The following is a 16,888-nucleotide window of genomic DNA, read 5'->3' on the forward strand; positions in this document are numbered from 1 at the left end:
GCTTTGTGTTATGCAAGAGTCTTCTTCTGCGGATAGGGCAGCAGTGTCAACGTGTGTTGTGTCTGCTCTCGTTTGTGTTTCTGTGGCGTGTTTAGCTGCAGTGGTAATAAAAGTATCGGAGACTAAGTCCGGAGATTGGCCTCTGGAAGCCTCGTTAGCTAGGTTTATGGTGTGTGCAGCGCTCACGGTCATAGCGTTATTGTTCTTCGCGCTTCAGACGCTGGAGCGTGCCTGGTACGCGGCCTCCATCACTGCTGACAGATACAGGAGCTTTGCTGCAGTCATAGCATGGTGGCTATTGCTGGAGGGAAACAAGGCAAAAGAAGCTCTGACAGAGCGGGATCGTGCCGTCCCCGCAAATTTTAACGGCTACGACGGACGAAAAGGGTCCAGAAAGCCAGATGGTCGCGCGTACAAGGGCAATGAAAGACGTAGGGTTGGTAGCATGCTCTGGTTGTTGGATGTCACGGATTCCATAATGCACCAAAGAGCGCTTTGCAAAAACTCGATTTTGTCTTAGAACTTACCGACGGTATTCGCAGTTTTTTGGGTGTGGAGAGTTTTGTCTTACCTATTAGGTAGAATATGAGGAAAATCCTTTCTTTCTTCGGCGACGGCGTTGGGTCGTTGTGTTCGAGGGTTTTTTGTTCATTCCCAGGCACAGGAGAAGTCGCTGAGCTCGTAAAGGGCAGCCGTGCGTCGATTAAGGAAAGCGTTGCCTCCCTGCGCGATAAGTCCAAGAGTCTGCTGTGCACAAATATGGACCTGGGACTATATCACTTCTACAGGGGTAATGTGCAGGACGCAAAAACGCGATTCTGGTTTATTAGTCTGGTAAGACCAAAATTCCCGGATGTCCACTACAACATAGGCAGGTGCCATCTGGTTTTGCGCAACATAGAAAAAGCAGTTAAGAGTTTTGAGCGGGCACTGCTGCTAGATAAGTCACATCAGGAATCCATGTATTACCTACAGAAAATTGAGGCCCCTGAGAAGGTGACTGAGGTACCCGAAAATATCATACGGCAGCACTTCAACTATACGAGTGAGTACTTCGTGGAACACTGGTTGATCGCCCAAAACTACAGGGGACACGAATACGTGCGGTCCCTAGTGATGAATTTTCTGGGGGATAGAATCTCAGAGCTTGACGTGCTGGATCTGGGATGCGGTACTGGTGTCTGTGGACAGTTCCTAAAAATGAAAGGAATAGGTCGCCATATAACCGGCGTTGATATATCGCGCAGGATGTTGGATATCGCAAGAAAGTGCTTCGTAAACGGAAGGCAGGCGTATAATGAGTTGCTTTGCATGAGTATGAGTGAGTTTCTGCGGGGCAACAACAAAAAATATGACGTCATTGTAATGACCGAAGTGTTGCACTACTCGGGAGGGCACTTAGGAGAAATACTGAAGGCCACTAGCGGTGCTCTGGCCAAGGGAGGTATGATCATAGCATTGGTGCGCGAAGGTAGTGGCCAGGGCTACAGGTTCGTCAAGGAGGGAGATTTCTTCTGCCACTCGGGTGCGTATGTTCAGCAGCAGGTAGAAAGTCTAGGGCTCCGCTTGAGTTACGTAAACCGCTGTAAGATATACGGAGACCGGGTAGACGGTCTCTTATTCGCAATATCTCACGATAGTCTCGTGGCAACACCAGAAGGAAAGACAACAAAGCGCAAAGAGTAAACTATAGTGTCTTTTCATGCGCTCCGGCGCCGTAGTTGTTGACATATAAGCTAGCCTTTCTTACCATTGCGTGGTATTTGTCGCGGTTGTGGTGGAAATGGTAGACACGCAGCGTTGAGGTCGCTGTGGCTATAACAGGCCTTGGAAGTTCGAGTCTTCTTAACCGCACCATCTCGTGAGTCTCAAATGGGTTCAATAGGCAAAGCTTTCGGCTTTGGCAGCAATGTTGTGGCAAGGTTAGTATTGGAGATAAGGCGTTGTGCGCCGGTTGTGCTCCATCAGGGCGGAAGGTATGCGCTGGTCTTTTCCAGCGAGTTGCTGGAAAAGCACTCACTTTCCGTACTTGCTGAGTTTTCCAGTAACATGTACTTGCTACTCACCGCCAACAGGACTGCCTGCACCACAGGCAGACGTGTGCTGTCTAGGGTGTTAGCAAATAACCTCACACTAGAGGAAATTGCGGCGGCACTGGTCACCTATACCAGTCTCCCACCCGGTATACAGATCATGGATAGCGACAATCCGCTGGACGGATATGCAATAGACTTTATGAAATTGGCAAAGCTGTTGCCCTCCGCTTTGGTCACGGACATGGAGTTTTCCAACGATGGAGAAATGGAGCAGTGGTGCGCGCAGAACAACATATTGCATTTAGCATGTGACGCGCTGTCTAGTTATTGCCAAGAATACCGGTTACACAGGGTTTGCCAGTCGGGTCTTTTTCTGCATAGCTCGCTCGAGTCCGAGATTTTTGTCTACAGGTCAAACCTGGGGGAGCCAGAGCACTACGCAATCGTGATAGGTAACCCCAGCTTTACAAACCCGATCATCAGGCTGCACTCATCTTGCTACACGGGAGATCTACTGGGCAGCCTATCGTGTGATTGTCGAAGCCAGTTGCTACGGGCCATACAGTTTCTTGGTAGTGGACACGGTGGCATAGTGCTGTATATCTCGCAGGAAGGAAGGGGAATAGGACTCGCAAACAAAATACGAGCCTACAACCTGCAGATCCAGGATTCACTAGACACTATAGATGCAAATAGATTCCTGGGATTCGACGATGATGAAAGAATCTTCCTACCAGCAGTCAGCATCCTGAACGAGTTAGGGATTTCAGAATTTCAGATGCTCACCAGCAACCCCAGCAAGGTGTCTAGCATGCGTAGTCATGGGTTTACTGTCACAAAGATGATACCGCTTTCGGTGGAAACCAATAAGCACAATGATGGCTACATCAAAACGAAGAGAGAGCGCCTCGGTCACGTTAATTAAGGGTGCTTTTCCCGTTAACTTGATGTAAATAAAAGCGTTGTAGGTTGTGTTCGTGTATTGTGCGGGCTTTGTCGCCGGAAAGGGTTTCGCCTCTTGTCTGGCTGGTTTCTGCGGGTTTGTATGGGTATGTTCGGTTTCGGTAAGAAGGACGGAGGCGCCTCTACTTCTGCGGGCGCTGATGACTGGTATCACGACAGATACAGCTCTGTTGTGGTCCAGCGTAACGTTTTGCTTCTGCTGGTTGTGCTGTCCGTGTTCTGCATTGCGGTAAGCACTTTTGTAATTTTCAGGATAGGAAAAACAAGAACAATCGAGCCATTTGTGGTCGAAATAGAGAAGAAGTCTGGAATCACTACATTGGTCAACCCAATCACAGTCAAGCAGTACTCCGCTGATGAGGTTCTGAGCAACTACTTCATAATCGAGTACGTCCGGGCAAGAGAGCTCTACGATCCGAACAACTTCCAATACAACTACTACACAAGGGTGCGGTTGCTTTCTTCCCAGGAGACCTACGGTGAGTTTCGCAACTGGATACGACCTAGCAACCCCTCCAGTCCCATGACACTATACTCGGATGCGGTCTCTGGGAGCCTGAAGGTGCGCTCTCTACAGCACCTAAGTACAGGAAACGTGCAGATTAGGTTTTCGTTGGAGTTTAATAACCACAACGGATCTACTACCAAGAGGGACAGGATTGCCACTCTCTCCTTTAGGTATTCTTCTCTTGAGATGAACGATCAAGACAGGCAGGTGAACCCTCTGGGATTTCAGATTACTTACTATAGGGCAGATGATGAATTTCTATAAAAACTTGCTTGCGTTTTCAGCAATGTTGGCCGTCGTTTTTGCGGGAGGCACAGCTCAGTCCGCCGCAGATGGCGGCGTGCCCATATCTGCGGACAGGCCCATATCTGTGGACAGCAGGATCAAAACGTTCGTTTATAGTCCTAATGAGATATTCACGGTTGTATTTAACTATGGGTATCACTCGTTCATAGAGTTCTCCAGGGGGGAAACCATAAAGGTTATGGCTATGGGGGATAGCGCCCACTGGAAAGTTAAACCCGTAGACAACAAGTTGTTTATTATGCCTCTGGAAAGAGAGGGTAAAACCAACATGCTGGTTGAGACTAACAAAGGCAGGAGCTACGCTTTCGATTTAGTCTCAAAATCAGGCCCCGATGCGGGAGAATCCAGAACGGTGGCTGACGAGTTAGGAAAGGTGAGTTCCCCATTAATAGATCTGGCTTATGTGGTACGCTTCTACTACCCAGAGACCAACAGGGAGTTTGACCTCAAGGGTTCGGAGCTGGTTGATTTGTCAATCCCAAGCTTGGCAAAAAGCCCAGATAGTGCAGAGGTTACAATACGGCCAAACGCCACAGGTAAGAACTACGTGTATTCCGCAAGTAGTTCTGATGCAACGGTAATTCCAGTGCAAACTTTTGATGACGGATCGCTTACGTATTTTCAGTTCTATAACAACAATAAGGTGATTCCCCGCGTGTTCCAGGTAGGCAAACATGGCAAAAAGGTTCCCTGCAAGATGTTGCTACTGAAGGGCTATGTGATAATCAAGGGAGTGCACAAGCAGTTGTACCTTGACTACGGTAATAGTGGCGTTGAAGTTGTAAATACGGCGTTTAATTAACAGTTGAGTTAGGTAATGTCAGACGAGACCAAGGGTAATAACTACGGCGATGGCATAGAGGAAAGCGTCAATGTAGTGGGTGTGCACAAAAGCAAGAAGCTTTTCGTGGCCGTGGTAGTGTTCGCTGTAACTGGAATGGCTTACTATGCCTTCTTCCGTGGGGACAGTACAAAGGAGAAATCAGAGGAGCCCCAGACCACAATAGAGAAGCAGGATGTTGATAGGTTGCTTAAGGAGGCCGAGGCTCCAGCCCAGGAGACCGCACCAAGAATATTGACTCCTCCACCCAAGCTACCTGAGTTGCCTCCTCTGGTCATGCCTACTGCACCTGAGCTTCCAACACTTGCCAGGATATCTAGAAAGAAGAAAGAGGAACCAGCAGTGGAGGAAACCAGGGAGATATTACCCCCTACGGCAACTGCGGAGTCCACAGAACATGAGCAGCGTCGTCACCCCTCGGAGGGAGATAGACTGTCTCAAAGCATACCGATGCCGTACCGCCCTAGCAGCGGGGGAGGTATCCCCGAACAGATGCCGTCCTTCTTAGGTTACGATAGGGAAAAGCGGGGCACGCCCATGATAGTTCTAGGGGGAGGAGGCACCGGCGGCACAGCTGAGGACAGTGGGGGGCCGGGCTCTGACAGTCGCTTTAGGACATGGAGCACGCTAGATGGTACTTCGTCCCCCAGTGTTAAGGCTACCAGGGTAGGAGATCCAGGATATGTGATTCTCCAGGGACACATGATAGACGCGGTACTGGAAACCGCCATCAATTCAGATATTCCTGGAGTACTGCGTGCAATAGTATCTAGGGATGTATACGCGGAGGCTGGGACTATGGTCATGATACCCAAGGGTTCCAGACTAATAGGTAGCTACTTTTTTGATGCGTCTGGTAATAACACTAGAGTGAACGTAAGTTGGTCTAGGGTAATCTTGCCCCACGGCGTAGATATTCAAATTAACTCAGCCGGAACAGATGAGTTGGGTAGGAACGGAACTTCTGGGGCCATCGACGCGAAAGTGGGGAACGTCCTGACATCCACAATTTTGCTCGCTGGGGTGTCCATCGGCACTGCCTTTGTGACCTCGAAAATACCAGCGTTGCAATCCGAGATCAAGGATACCACTGAGGAGAAAGGGGAAAAGAAGAAGGAGGAGAAGTCAACTACTCTCCCGGTTAGGATTGTTTCTGATGCCGTGAAGGACTTCTCTGAATCTATGAAATCTCTAATCAAGAAGTATGCGGACTCTACCAAGCCGACCATTTATGTTGACCAGGGAACTGTAATGAAGGTATTTGTAAACCAGGACATAGTGTTCCCCAGGGAGGCGGTTAGAAGGTAGTTACCTCGGGCTCGTTCGTGCGAGGTGTATAGTGTTTAGTGTGGGGTGTTGTGTGCGCTTATGACAGCGGGATATGCAGCGTTAGAGACATACCTGGAGCCCTTGCAGAGCGTCTTCGCAGAAGATGGAGTGAACGAGATCTCCATCAACAGGGAGTGTGAGGTATGGGTGGAAAACAGGGGGGAGATAAGGCGTGAGAGAATTGAGAGCCTAACATTATCGCATCTCAAGGCGCTTGGCAGGCTAGTAGCACAAGCAACTGAACAAAAGTTGAGCGAGGAAACCCCACTGTTATCAGCGTCTTTACCTAATGGGTTCCGTATACAGGTAGTATTTCCCCCCGCGTGTGAGAGCGATAAGGTTGTACTTTCCATAAGAAAGCCGTCAACAGTGCAGCTGTCGCTCGAGGACTACGAGAAAATGGGTGCCTTCGCTTATGTGGCCCAGCATAACAGCAAAGCTGCCGACATAAACAAAAAGCTGAGCGAGCTCCTAGATAAGGGAGACATCAAGGCCTTCATAGAACTCGCCGTTCTCAGCAAAAAGAACATAATTATCAGTGGAGGTACCTCCACGGGGAAAACCACGTTTACGAATGCAGCATTGCGGGTTATCCCCAAAGACGAGAGGATAATAACAGTAGAGGACTCCAGAGAGATAGTGCTCGAGCACCCCAATAAGGCGCATTTGATGGCATCAAAGGGCGGTCAGGGACGCGCTAAGGTTACTACACAAGATCTCATAGAGGCCTGCTTGCGGTTGAGACCCGATAGGATAATCGTGGGAGAGCTTAGAGGAGCGGAGGCGTTTAGCTTTCTGAGAGCAATTAATACTGGTCACCCGGGCTCTATTTCCACTTTGCACGCAGATACGCCGAGAATGGCTGTGGAGCAACTCAAGCTTATGGTAATGCAAGCAGATTTGGGGCTCCCACCAGAGCAAATAGCGGTGTATATCACAAACATAGTAGATGTCATAATACAGCTAAAAAGGGAATCTGGGGGGGTGAGGTACATCTCGGAAATTATGTTCACTAAACATCAACAAGGCAATGATTAGATTCTCCGCAGCATCGTCTACCACCCAGGTTTTCCCGTTGTTTAGCCATGCATAGTAGTTCTAATCACATACGTAACATCCTCGTTCTCTTCTTCGGGGTGTTTTTCATCCTGGAGTTTTGTTTTTACATCTCTGGAGCACTTTTTGTGCTTTCTATGTGGGGCTTGGAGTATTTGGATTTCAACGCCTTGAATCCCAGTATATCCGATTTCCCCATGAGGTTGTGGCCAACTATTTTCAACTACATTCATGGTTGGTGGTCTGACCCCAAACTTTACGGGGTTACTAATTCGCTCAAGTTGTGGCTATCCTTCGCGTCGCCACTGTGCATCTTGGGCACAGTTTTTTGGAACCTGCGCCATATCCTTCTCGACTGGAGGCCTTTTAAGAAAAAGGAAGCCCTACATGGGGACTCTAGGTGGGCATCGGAGCGTGACATACGTAAAATCGGTCTCAGAAGCAGGAAGGGGTTATTGCTTGGAAAGGACCAGAGGGGATATTTGGTCGCTGATGGCTACCAGCATGCCTTGCTCTTCGCGCCTACGGGTTCAGGTAAGGGTGTGGGATTTGTAATACCAAACCTTCTGTTTTGGGAAGACTCGCTTGTTGTGCATGACATCAAGCTGGAAAACTATGATATTACCAGTGGGTGGCGCAAGAAAATAGGCCAGGAGGTCTATGTATGGAATCCTGCCCAGCCAGACGGCATAAGCCATTGTTATAACCCCCTAGACTGGATAAGTAAAAAACCCGGTCAAATGGTGGACGATGTGCAGAAAATTGCGAACCTCATCATGCCAGAACAGGATTTTTGGTACAACGAAGCACGTAGTCTGTTCGTAGGGGTTGTATTGTATCTGCTAGCAGTCCCAGAAAAGGTTAAGTCGTTCGGCGAAGTTGTGAGGACCATGCGTAGCGATGACGTGGTGTACAACTTGGCAGTAGTACTGGATACAATAGGGAAAAAAATCCACCCCGTGGCGTACATGAATATCGCAGCGTTCCTACAGAAGGCTGATAAAGAACGGTCTGGGGTGATATCAACGATGAACTCATCCCTGGAGCTGTGGGCCAACCCTCTAATTGATACTGCCACAGCATCTAGTGACTTCAACATACAGGAGTTCAAGAAAAAGAAGATCACGGTGTACGTCGGGGTGACTCCCGACAACCTAACCAGACTCAGGCCCTTAATGCAGGTGTTCTACCAACAGGCAACAGAGTTTTTGTGTAGGGCGCTCCCATCAGACGATGAGCCATACGGTGTGTTGTTTATGATGGATGAGTTCCCTACCTTGGGTAAGATGGAACAATTTCAGACTGGTATTGCGTATTTTCGCGGTTATAAGGTCAGGTTGTTTCTCATAATACAAGATACAGAGCAGCTGAAGGGTATATACGAAGAGGCAGGAATGAACTCCTTCCTTTCAAACTCCACCTATAGAATTACGTTTGCTGCGAATAATATTGAAACTGCAAACCTGATCTCGCAGCTCATCGGCAATAAAACTGTGAGCCAAGAATCGCTGAATAGACCGAAATTTTTGGATTTAAACCCAGCATCGCGGTCTTTGCACATCTCAGATACACAAAGGGCATTATTACTTCCGCAGGAAGTTATCATGTTGCCAAAGGATGAGCAGATTTTACTAATTGAGTCCACTTACCCTATAAAGTCGAAAAAGATCAGGTACTATGAGGATAAGTTCTTCACCAAGAAGCTTCTCAAGAGCACCTTCGTACCAACACAGGAGCCATACAATCCTGAAACCGCGCGGGGGGGAAGTGGCACTCTGAGCGAGGAAGACGCAGTAGCTGAAGAAGCACCACCGGCCGAAGAGGAAAGAGAGCAACCTGCGCTGACGCATGAAAGTGCTCAGGAACCAGAGCATTACGATGAGGAAGCGAGTTATGATGAGTTCGGAGAGTACCCACAAGACTATGATTACGGCCCAGATGACGAGTATGCTGAAGGCCTAGATGAAATAGAGGGAGAAGACGAATTCCTGGATGCAGGCGGCTTAGACGACATAGATGATGGAAGCGGTGGGGAGTACACCGAAGACGAGAATTATGAAAACGACGATTGGGGCAGTGAGAACGATTATGGTGGCGAGGACAATCTAGAGAGTGGTACGGAAAGTGTAGACGGCGCTGAGGGCAATGCTGGTAGCGCATATCTTGACGACGGAGGGTATGACGAAGACCCACAGATGTATACAGAAGAGGAAATTACTGGTGAGGATACCCCGCTCCCGCTACAAGACACAGATGATGAACATGGTGGCGCAGAACCCGAAGAAGCCATCTATGGCGGGGAAGACGGCACAGATGATGAACATGGTGGCACAGAGCCTGAAGAAGCCATCTATGGCGGGGAAGACAGCGATGAGTTGCTACACAACTACAATCCACCGTATGAGGAAGATGAAATACACGACGAGGATAGCACCCAGCCACAACACTCAGAGGAAGGGTATGACGACACACGTAATAAGGACGATACGTGATCTCTGGAGTGGGCTAAACTTGCATCAGATCACGTAGCCTTCTTCCCACCACTTCAATGGGGTGGTCTTTCAGCTTATCCAAGTGTTTGTTCGTGACCTGACCAAGGTCCATCTCGCCAGCAAGTTGGTTAAAGAACTCGCCACTTTGTATTCTATCTAGAGTCTCACGCATCCTGTGTTTAACTTCATCGTTGATTAGTAGGTCTCCAACAATACTGGCTCCGTACCCCGCCACTCTGGAAACGTTGCTCAGCATCCCATATAGCCCCTTACGATACATTAGATCAGCAATCAACTTAACTTCGTGCAGGCAACCAAGATATGCTAGCTCTGGCGATATACCCGACTCTACCGCGGTTTCAAACGCGCACTTTATGAAGGAAGGAAGGCCACCGCACAAAACTACTTGCTCCGAAAACAGATTAGCTTCAACTTCTTCTTTGAAGGTAGTCTCTATAATCGTATTACCATGAGCTATTGCAGAAACATAAGAATCAGCCACCATGCGTGCAATGCCGCTACTATCGCGCATCACAGAAACAAAACACACCACTCCGTTACGTGCCAGGTATCGCCTACGTACCTCGGCGCCCACCGACTTTGGGGATACCATGCACACATCCACAAATTCCGGTAACTCAACCAGGCCATACAGTACACTGAATCCATGTGCAAATATAACCACCTGTCCCGGTCTGAAATGTGCAGACAAAGTTTTTTCGCATATTTCTTTGTGTAGCTCATCAGAAGCTAGCATTACTACTACGTCAGCATGTTTAACTGAACTTCCCGTAGTGTCGACGGCAAAGCCATCTTCTTTTGCTATACTAATGCTTTTGGAGCCCTCATAGAGAACGATGGTGATATCCCCCACTCCGCTGTCACGGAGATTCAAGGCCTGCGCCATACCTTGGGAGCCGTAGCCCACAATACAGAACTTCTTATTTTTCAGGAACTCATGTTCACTGTGTGAGTACACCTTAACCACTACAGCCACCCGGCAAGTAGGACGAACTCACACAGACAGCCATGTGCACATCTACACCGCCCCGTAATTGCCTTTACCTTTTTGTGACAGTTGAGTATCATGGAAACCGGCACTTAACCCCTTAGTCCTCATGACTCACTTTGTAACAGATAGATGCATAAGGTGCAAGTATACCAGCTGCGTTGAGGTATGCCCAGTAGACTGCTTCTACGAAGGGAAGAACATGTTGGTAATTGACCCAGACCAGTGCATAGACTGTGGTGTATGTATACCCGAATGTCCAGTAGATGCCATAGTGAGCGATGAATTCATAGAAGAGGTTCTCTCCAGCGACGAAAGCACACTGAATGAATACCAAAAGAACCTACAGAACTTTCACAAAATAAATGCGGAGTTCTCAAAAAAGTGGAAAAACATTACTTCTTCGAAACCCCCTATGGAAGAGGCAGAACAGTATAAAGACGATCTAAATAAGGCTCAGTACTTCAACGAAAATCTCTAGCCTTTCGCTAAGTGGGTTGTTTCTGAGATCAGGACGCGCGCATCATTGCTTCTATTGGTTTTCTTGCTCCAGCAATTATTTCTTCCCTCATAGTCACCTCAGGTAGTTCTGCCACGATGCACTTATGCAATTTTTCCAGAGTATTGAGCCGCATATGCGGACACTTGCTACAGGACTCACAACCCTTGTGAGAGCCAACTACATAAAATTCGCTCCCTGGGGATGCTTTCTTCATTCGATAAATAATTCCCTCCTCGGTAAGTACTATGAATTTTGATCCCGGGCGCACAGCTGTGTAGTGTATAAGCTGCGTGGTAGAGCCAATGTAGTGAGCATGTCGTAGTAGATTACCGGGGCACTCAGGATGTGCTATGATGTGCGCATCTTTGTACTTAGTAGCCAGGCCAATCAGGCTGCTCTCGGAGAAGCTTTCATGCACTATGCAGCTCCCGTGCCATAATAGCATGTCTCTTCCCGTCCTCTGTTTAAGAAATTCACCCAAAAATCGGTCTGGAGCAAATAATATCCTCTTATCCCTTGGTATACTATTGATTATCTTTACAGCATTGGAGGAGGTACAGATTATATCTGAGTGACACTTCACTTCAGCCGAGGAGTTGATATATGTAACAGCAAAATGGTCTTCGTGTGCACGACGAAACTTCTCAAAGTCCTCCCCCCTACAAGAATCAGCCAGCGAGCATCCGGCGTTCAAATCTGGAATTATTACCTTTTTGCTTGGGTTCAGAATCTTGGCAACCTCTGCCATAAAAAAGACGCCACAAAAAACAATAATATCAGCATCTGTTGCCGCAGCTTTTTTTGACAGATCCAGAGAATCTCCAACAAAATCTGCTACTTCCTGGACTTCATCATCCTGGTAGTAGTGGGCCAGAATAACGGCATTTTTCGCCCTAGAAATATCCCTTATTGCGTGTGAGAGGTCGCGATAGTCGCCAGGCATGATAGCAAATACGTCTTTGGCACAAAACGCTGCTGGTATGATATCAGTAAAATTGCTTTTTTATAATAAAATAAGCTACATTCCAAGAACTAACCACCATCCCATCACGAGAAAACAGATTACTGTACGTTCGGCATACATCCAAAATGTCTCGCGCGGTTCCCGCCTTGCCTCCAAAAAACTGAGCGCCGGTTTTGGTAATTGAGCTAAGTAGCTGAATACACGTTTTGTGTTTTAATGTGTACTCCTTACACTGCACATACTCAACTTTACCCCCCAGTGAGGAAATAATCTCCGTAAAAAACTTAGTGTCACGGAAGGTGAATCGCTGTCCCCGATTCACTAGCCTTTCACAAACTGATAGCTCTTCAAGGGTGCCCCGTACCGGAACACTAATAAACAGCCCTCGCCCTGTCCCGCTCAACACCCTCAACATACCATGCAGAGAAGCGCAGATGTCTTGAGCCCAATGAACAGCCATGGAGGATACCACCACACTAAAAAAATTGGCGGGAAACGGCATGGCTTGCATGTCGCAGTTTATGGTAAAACCAAAATTCTTTCCACTGGCCACACCGCACATTTTCTCAGAAATGTCTATCTGAAAAAGCCTACCGCGATTACTAATTTCAGAACCCACATGCCCAGTACCGCAGCCCACATCCAGTATTGTATCTGCATCATCAATATCACCTATGAGGGCGCAAAGTTCTTTCGCTACACTCCGCTGAATAGTGGAAAACCCGTCATAAGAGTGCGCTGCTCTGTCGAACGACCCCCTTACCCCAGTGCATTTAACGTCTTGGCCTAGCATGTCAGACATTGTAACAGACTCCACGATATACGCACTGCACAAATAACTAAAATTGCTTCCGGTACATATGGTGGGGCCGTTAACATTACCAATAAAGCCGTAGTTTTTATATGCAAGGGTCTTTTAGACTTTTTAACAAAAATAATGATGTAGGTTTATCCTCGGTATTTCTAGAATGCCGTGGAGAGGCTTCATGGGGTGAGCGAGATTACAAAAATTTTGCTAGAAATGGGTATATCAAAAATGTAATAGCTTTTAGATCCATTCACATGGTCGCCTCTGCCGCTGGATCCGTGAATATAACCCTACACAGAAGCACAAAAGGGGGTATTTTTCAGATATTCAATCACCCCATATTGAAATTACTATCCCGCCCTAATAACACCATGACAAGATCTGAGTTAATAGAAGGAATAGTAACTTACAGGCTCATCAGTGGAAACTCTTACATCCTATCCATTGAAAACCAGGACATGCTTCCCAAGGAGTTATATTTACTCAGACCAGATAGAGTAGAAATCGTCACAAAGACGGATTGCGATGTCATAACCTATCGCTACCACGTAAATGACAGGGTGCACGAGTTTAAAGTCAATAGGTCAACAAATCAACATGATCTATTACATCTGAAAAACTTTCATCCTCTTAACGACTGGTACGGACTCTCAACAATAGAAGCAGCTTCCTATAGTATAGACCAACACAACCAGGCTGGCTCCTGGAACCAGGCTATGCTCCAGAACGGAGCTCGCCCTAGCGGCGCTTTAATTGTAAAGACCAAGGACGAAAAAAATAGTATATTGACAAAAGAGCAATACCAAAGACTAAAAACCCAAATTGAGGATTTTTACACGGGGCCAAGAAACTCTGGAAGGCCTATTTTACTAGAGGGAGGATTAGAGTGGAAAGAAATGAGTCTGTCTCCCAAAGACATGGATTTTATTGAGTCGAAAAACATCTCTGCAAGGGAGATCGCTCTAGCTTTCGGGGTTCCCCCACAACTACTTGGAATCCCTGGAGATAACACCTACAGTAATCTCTCAGAAGCCAGGCTTGCATTATGGGAACAGACAATCATCCCCAATCTAGAAAGTATAATTGCGCACCTAAACTCATGGTTAGTGCCGAAGTACGGCAGCAATATGTTCCTGTCTTATGATAAAGAATCAATTAGTGTCCTCACAGAAAAAAGACAAAGACTTTGGCAGTATGTGCAAAATGCAACCTTTATGACTATTAACGAAAAAAGGTCCCTATTTGGGCTACCCCCCATAAATGGGGGTAATTCCCTCGAAGAATAATTACCATTAAACTGTATACATATGACAACTCATGGAAAGGAGCCTGGGAGGTTCTCTGGTTACGCGAGTGTTTTCAATAGAATCGACGCCCATAACGATGTTATAAAACCCGGAGCTTTTCTACACTCTATTAAAAGAAGAAGAATTGCTCTACTATGGCAGCATAGTGTTAATGAGCCCATAGGAAAAATACTGAAATCTGAGGAAGATAATTTCGGATTACTTGTCGTTGCAAAACTAAACCTAGCGCTTAGAAGAGCAAGAGAGATCTACTCGCTTATACTGGATGGTAGCATAAATTCCTTATCCATAGGGTATAGAGTAATACAAGTGGAGGGAAATAGTACATCTTCAATCAGGGTAATCTCAAAAATAGATTTATGGGAAGTTAGCTTAGTAACATTTCCAGCAAACAATCTGGCGAAAATAAGTGAGGTGAAATTGCTTTAAATGGAGTGTGCTTATTGGTTTCTGGGAACATTACTAAGATCAATAACCACCCTGTATATGCACCGGCTATCTACTTCTTTAATCAAAAAAGATGCCCCGCTCTTATGGTGAAAAACCTCATCCACAATTGGAACTCTTCCAACCATTGCGAGGATTAGACCCCCAACGGTAACATACTCCTCCTCCTCAGAATCCCTGAGCGCAATTCTAAGTGACTGCTCTAAGGTACGAACTAGCACCCTTGCATTGACTTCAATCTTATTATTAGAAATATTGACAATATCGGGAATCGATGGAACATCGTGTTCATCCTCTATATCGCCAACGATCTCCTCGATTATATCCGCCATTGTGACCAACCCATCTGTGCTTCCGTACTCATCCAACACAATCGCCATATGTACGCGTGAGGATTGCATCTTTATGAAGAGATTCGCAGCTTTCATGGAATGTGGAACATACATCACATTATGTATGATGTCCTTGACATTAAAATCCAGGCCTTCCCTCGACATAATATCCTTGATGTGGATAAACCCGATGATATTATCAATGTTATCCTTATAGATCGGTACCCTGGTATGCTGGCTCTTTAATACCTTTACCAATAGGTTATCGTCATCAATTCCTAAGGCGAGTATTTCAGATCTTTGAACCATAATGTCTTTTACTGAGCACTCATCTAGTCTAATGACGTTGCTCATGATGTTAGAGCCATCAAAGTGTAATATACTACCCACCATTATTTCATTTCTCACAAACTCCTTAAATCCAGGAAGTTTGCCGAGAATAAAAGAATAGAAGTAAGACCTCACACTACTCAACATGGGAATAATTCCGCCCTCACTCTCCTCAGAAATCTTACTTCCCATCGAATCAAAAACCGAGATCACCTAAGGGTCCCAGAGTATACCCCGAAAACCCCCACTTTCCATACAAAGTTGTCTGTATAACTGTGTTGATAACAATGTAAACGAATAGTTAATAAAAGATATTCACATAACAACAAGAAGTTATACACAGAGTTCTTAGAAAAACTCCTAAGTTTAACGCTGTAGAAACAATTTTTCTCCCCGTAGTTATCAACACAATTCACATATATTTTATGAACATAAATTCTCGCATAAAATCAGTAGCTTAGATACTTTACTAACAAATTTATCCACAAAAAACCCCACGCTACCCTAAGCAGAATTTTGCGTCATTCCCAGTTATCCACATAATCAACAGGTATAAATAAACTATAGTTATAGATAAGGAAGATTATTTATGTTTAATTCAAAAAAACAAAGTAGAGTGCTCGAACGGGTTCTCACTCAGAAAAAAAGACAGGAAAAAATCCCAATATGGTTCATGAGGCAGGCTGGACGCTACCTCCCGGAATACCATAAATCCATGAACGGGTTTCACGACTTCCTTGAGGCATGCTACACTCCAGATATTGTGGAAGAAATAACCCTACAACCTATAAAGAGATTTGATATCGACGCTGCGATAATATTCTCCGATATTATGGTAGTTCCACATGCTTTAGGATATGAAATAGATTTTATCAGAGGATCAGGACCTAAAGTAGGAGGTATCTTTCACCAAAACTCAACTGACGAAGCTATCAAAAACCTCCAACCAATATTTAGTGGTATTAGTAGGGTTAGAAAATCTCTAAGTATAGACAAAACCCTAATAGGATTTGCCGGATCACCATGGACATTGGCAACCTACATTCTAGGAAAGGAGAATAACTTTTTCAAAATCAGAAAATCAAGATACTATACGGATTCCAACTCTACTCATGAAGATGAAATTACACAGTTAATTAACTTATTAACTGATTTTACATCTCACTACTTAATCAAACAAATTGAAAGTGGCGTAGATGTGATTCAATTATTTGATAGTTCTGCAAGCGTACTTCCAGTCGAATTATTTGAAGAGTTTGTTATCCTTCCAACAAAAAGGATAGTAGACTCTATACATTCTAAATATCCAGGATTTCCAATCATAGGATTTCCAAAGGGAGCTGGAGTTATGTATAAAAGGTATTCTGATGAAACTGGTGTTTCAGCCACTAGCGTTGATTATAGTATCCCATTAACTTGGATAAGTAGCAATATAAGTGGTGTCGTACAGGGAAATTTGGACCCATTCTTACTCGCTTATAACAAGGAATTATCTAAAGATCACTCTCTAAAGATTGTTAAGGAATTAGGGAATAAACCACTAATATTTAATCTAGGACATGGGATTCTCCCAGAAACTCCAATACAGAACGTTGAGGATCTAATTAATTCTATTAGGAAGATTAGCTATGATCTTCAATGAATAAACTTGACACTAA

The 16,888-nt window shown here is 45.7% G+C and carries 16 protein-coding genes and 1 tRNA gene; 13 read left to right on the forward strand and 4 right to left on the reverse strand.

Features of this window, described 5'->3' with window-relative positions; genetic code table 11:
* The 9 genes from OC187_RS01775 to OC187_RS01815 all read left to right on the forward strand — a co-directional run.
* A partial coding sequence (locus OC187_RS01775; protein WP_263008529.1) for a hypothetical protein occupies positions 1–520 on the forward strand: 520 nt, incomplete at its 5' end.
* Between the two features lie 65 nt (positions 521–585).
* Positions 586–1,686 carry a methyltransferase gene (locus OC187_RS01780; RefSeq protein WP_262997577.1) on the forward strand — a complete coding sequence of 367 codons (1,101 nt, stop codon included), beginning with the start codon at positions 586–588 and terminating at the stop codon, positions 1,684–1,686.
* An 82-nt stretch (positions 1,687–1,768) separates the two neighbouring features.
* A tRNA-Leu gene (locus OC187_RS01785) sits at positions 1,769–1,857 on the forward strand.
* Positions 1,858–1,872: 15 nt separating this feature from the next.
* Positions 1,873–2,961 (forward strand): GTP cyclohydrolase II, encoded by a 1,089-nt coding sequence (locus tag OC187_RS01790; protein ID WP_262997576.1) that lies wholly within the window; start codon positions 1,873–1,875, stop codon positions 2,959–2,961.
* A 120-nt stretch (positions 2,962–3,081) separates the two neighbouring features.
* A complete protein-coding gene (locus tag OC187_RS01795) occupies positions 3,082–3,771 on the forward strand; it encodes a VirB8 family type IV secretion system protein (protein WP_262997575.1) in 690 nt (229 codons plus the stop codon).
* Positions 3,758–4,615 carry a P-type conjugative transfer protein VirB9 gene (gene virB9 / locus OC187_RS01800; RefSeq protein ID WP_317618997.1) on the forward strand — a complete coding sequence of 286 codons (858 nt, stop codon included), beginning with the start codon at positions 3,758–3,760 and terminating at the stop codon, positions 4,613–4,615. The genes OC187_RS01795 and virB9 overlap by 14 nt, the downstream gene beginning before the upstream one ends.
* Positions 4,616–4,630: 15 nt before the next feature.
* On the forward strand, positions 4,631–5,962 hold the full coding sequence (locus OC187_RS01805; protein ID WP_262997573.1) for a TrbI/VirB10 family protein: 1,332 nt from the start codon (positions 4,631–4,633) through the stop codon (positions 5,960–5,962).
* A gap of 60 nt (positions 5,963–6,022) precedes the next feature.
* Entirely contained in the window at positions 6,023–7,021 is a 999-nt protein-coding gene (gene virB11, locus OC187_RS01810; protein WP_262997572.1) for a P-type DNA transfer ATPase VirB11, read from the forward strand.
* Between the two features lie 47 nt (positions 7,022–7,068).
* On the forward strand, positions 7,069–9,531 hold the full coding sequence (locus OC187_RS01815) for a type IV secretory system conjugative DNA transfer family protein (RefSeq protein WP_262997571.1): 2,463 nt from the start codon (positions 7,069–7,071) through the stop codon (positions 9,529–9,531).
* A gap of 13 nt (positions 9,532–9,544) precedes the next feature.
* Here the strand turns inward: OC187_RS01815 and ilvC are convergent, their stop codons facing one another.
* Positions 9,545–10,528, reverse strand: a complete 984-nt coding sequence (gene ilvC, locus OC187_RS01820) for a ketol-acid reductoisomerase (protein WP_262997570.1) — start codon at positions 10,526–10,528, stop codon at positions 9,545–9,547.
* Positions 10,529–10,649: 121 nt separating this feature from the next.
* Here ilvC and OC187_RS01825 point away from each other — a divergent pair, with 121 nt between their 5' ends.
* Positions 10,650–11,021, forward strand: coding sequence for a ferredoxin family protein (locus tag OC187_RS01825; protein WP_262997569.1), 372 nt, complete (start codon positions 10,650–10,652; stop codon positions 11,019–11,021).
* 28 nt (positions 11,022–11,049) lie between these two features.
* Here the strand turns inward: OC187_RS01825 and nadA are convergent, their stop codons facing one another.
* Together nadA and OC187_RS01835 are read right to left on the reverse strand one after the other, a co-directional pair.
* Positions 11,050–11,985, reverse strand: a complete 936-nt coding sequence (gene nadA / locus OC187_RS01830; RefSeq protein WP_262997568.1) for a quinolinate synthase NadA — start codon at positions 11,983–11,985, stop codon at positions 11,050–11,052.
* 43 nt (positions 11,986–12,028) lie between these two features.
* Positions 12,029–12,823, reverse strand: coding sequence for a methyltransferase domain-containing protein (locus OC187_RS01835; RefSeq protein ID WP_263008530.1), 795 nt, complete (start codon positions 12,821–12,823; stop codon positions 12,029–12,031).
* Positions 12,824–12,909: 86 nt separating this feature from the next.
* On the opposite strand from OC187_RS01835, the gene OC187_RS01840 reads away from it, so the two are divergent.
* A complete protein-coding gene (locus OC187_RS01840; protein ID WP_262997566.1) occupies positions 12,910–14,100 on the forward strand; it encodes a phage portal protein in 1,191 nt (396 codons plus the stop codon).
* Between the two features lie 21 nt (positions 14,101–14,121).
* Complete coding sequence (locus OC187_RS01845; RefSeq protein WP_263008531.1) at positions 14,122–14,550, forward strand: HK97 family phage prohead protease; 429 nt, start codon at positions 14,122–14,124, stop codon at positions 14,548–14,550.
* Positions 14,551–14,561: 11 nt separating this feature from the next.
* On the opposite strand, the gene OC187_RS01850 is transcribed toward OC187_RS01845, so the two are convergent.
* On the reverse strand, positions 14,562–15,422 hold the full coding sequence (locus OC187_RS01850) for a hemolysin family protein (protein WP_262997600.1): 861 nt from the start codon (positions 15,420–15,422) through the stop codon (positions 14,562–14,564).
* Between the two features lie 397 nt (positions 15,423–15,819).
* Between OC187_RS01850 and hemE the strand changes: the two genes are divergently transcribed.
* Positions 15,820–16,872, forward strand: a complete 1,053-nt coding sequence (gene hemE / locus OC187_RS01855; RefSeq protein ID WP_262997564.1) for a uroporphyrinogen decarboxylase — start codon at positions 15,820–15,822, stop codon at positions 16,870–16,872.
* Positions 16,873–16,888 lie beyond the last annotated feature (16 nt).

It is taken from the genome of Anaplasma capra, from assembly GCF_025628805.1.
Taxonomy (GTDB): Bacteria; Pseudomonadota; Alphaproteobacteria; order Rickettsiales; family Anaplasmataceae; genus Anaplasma; species Anaplasma capra.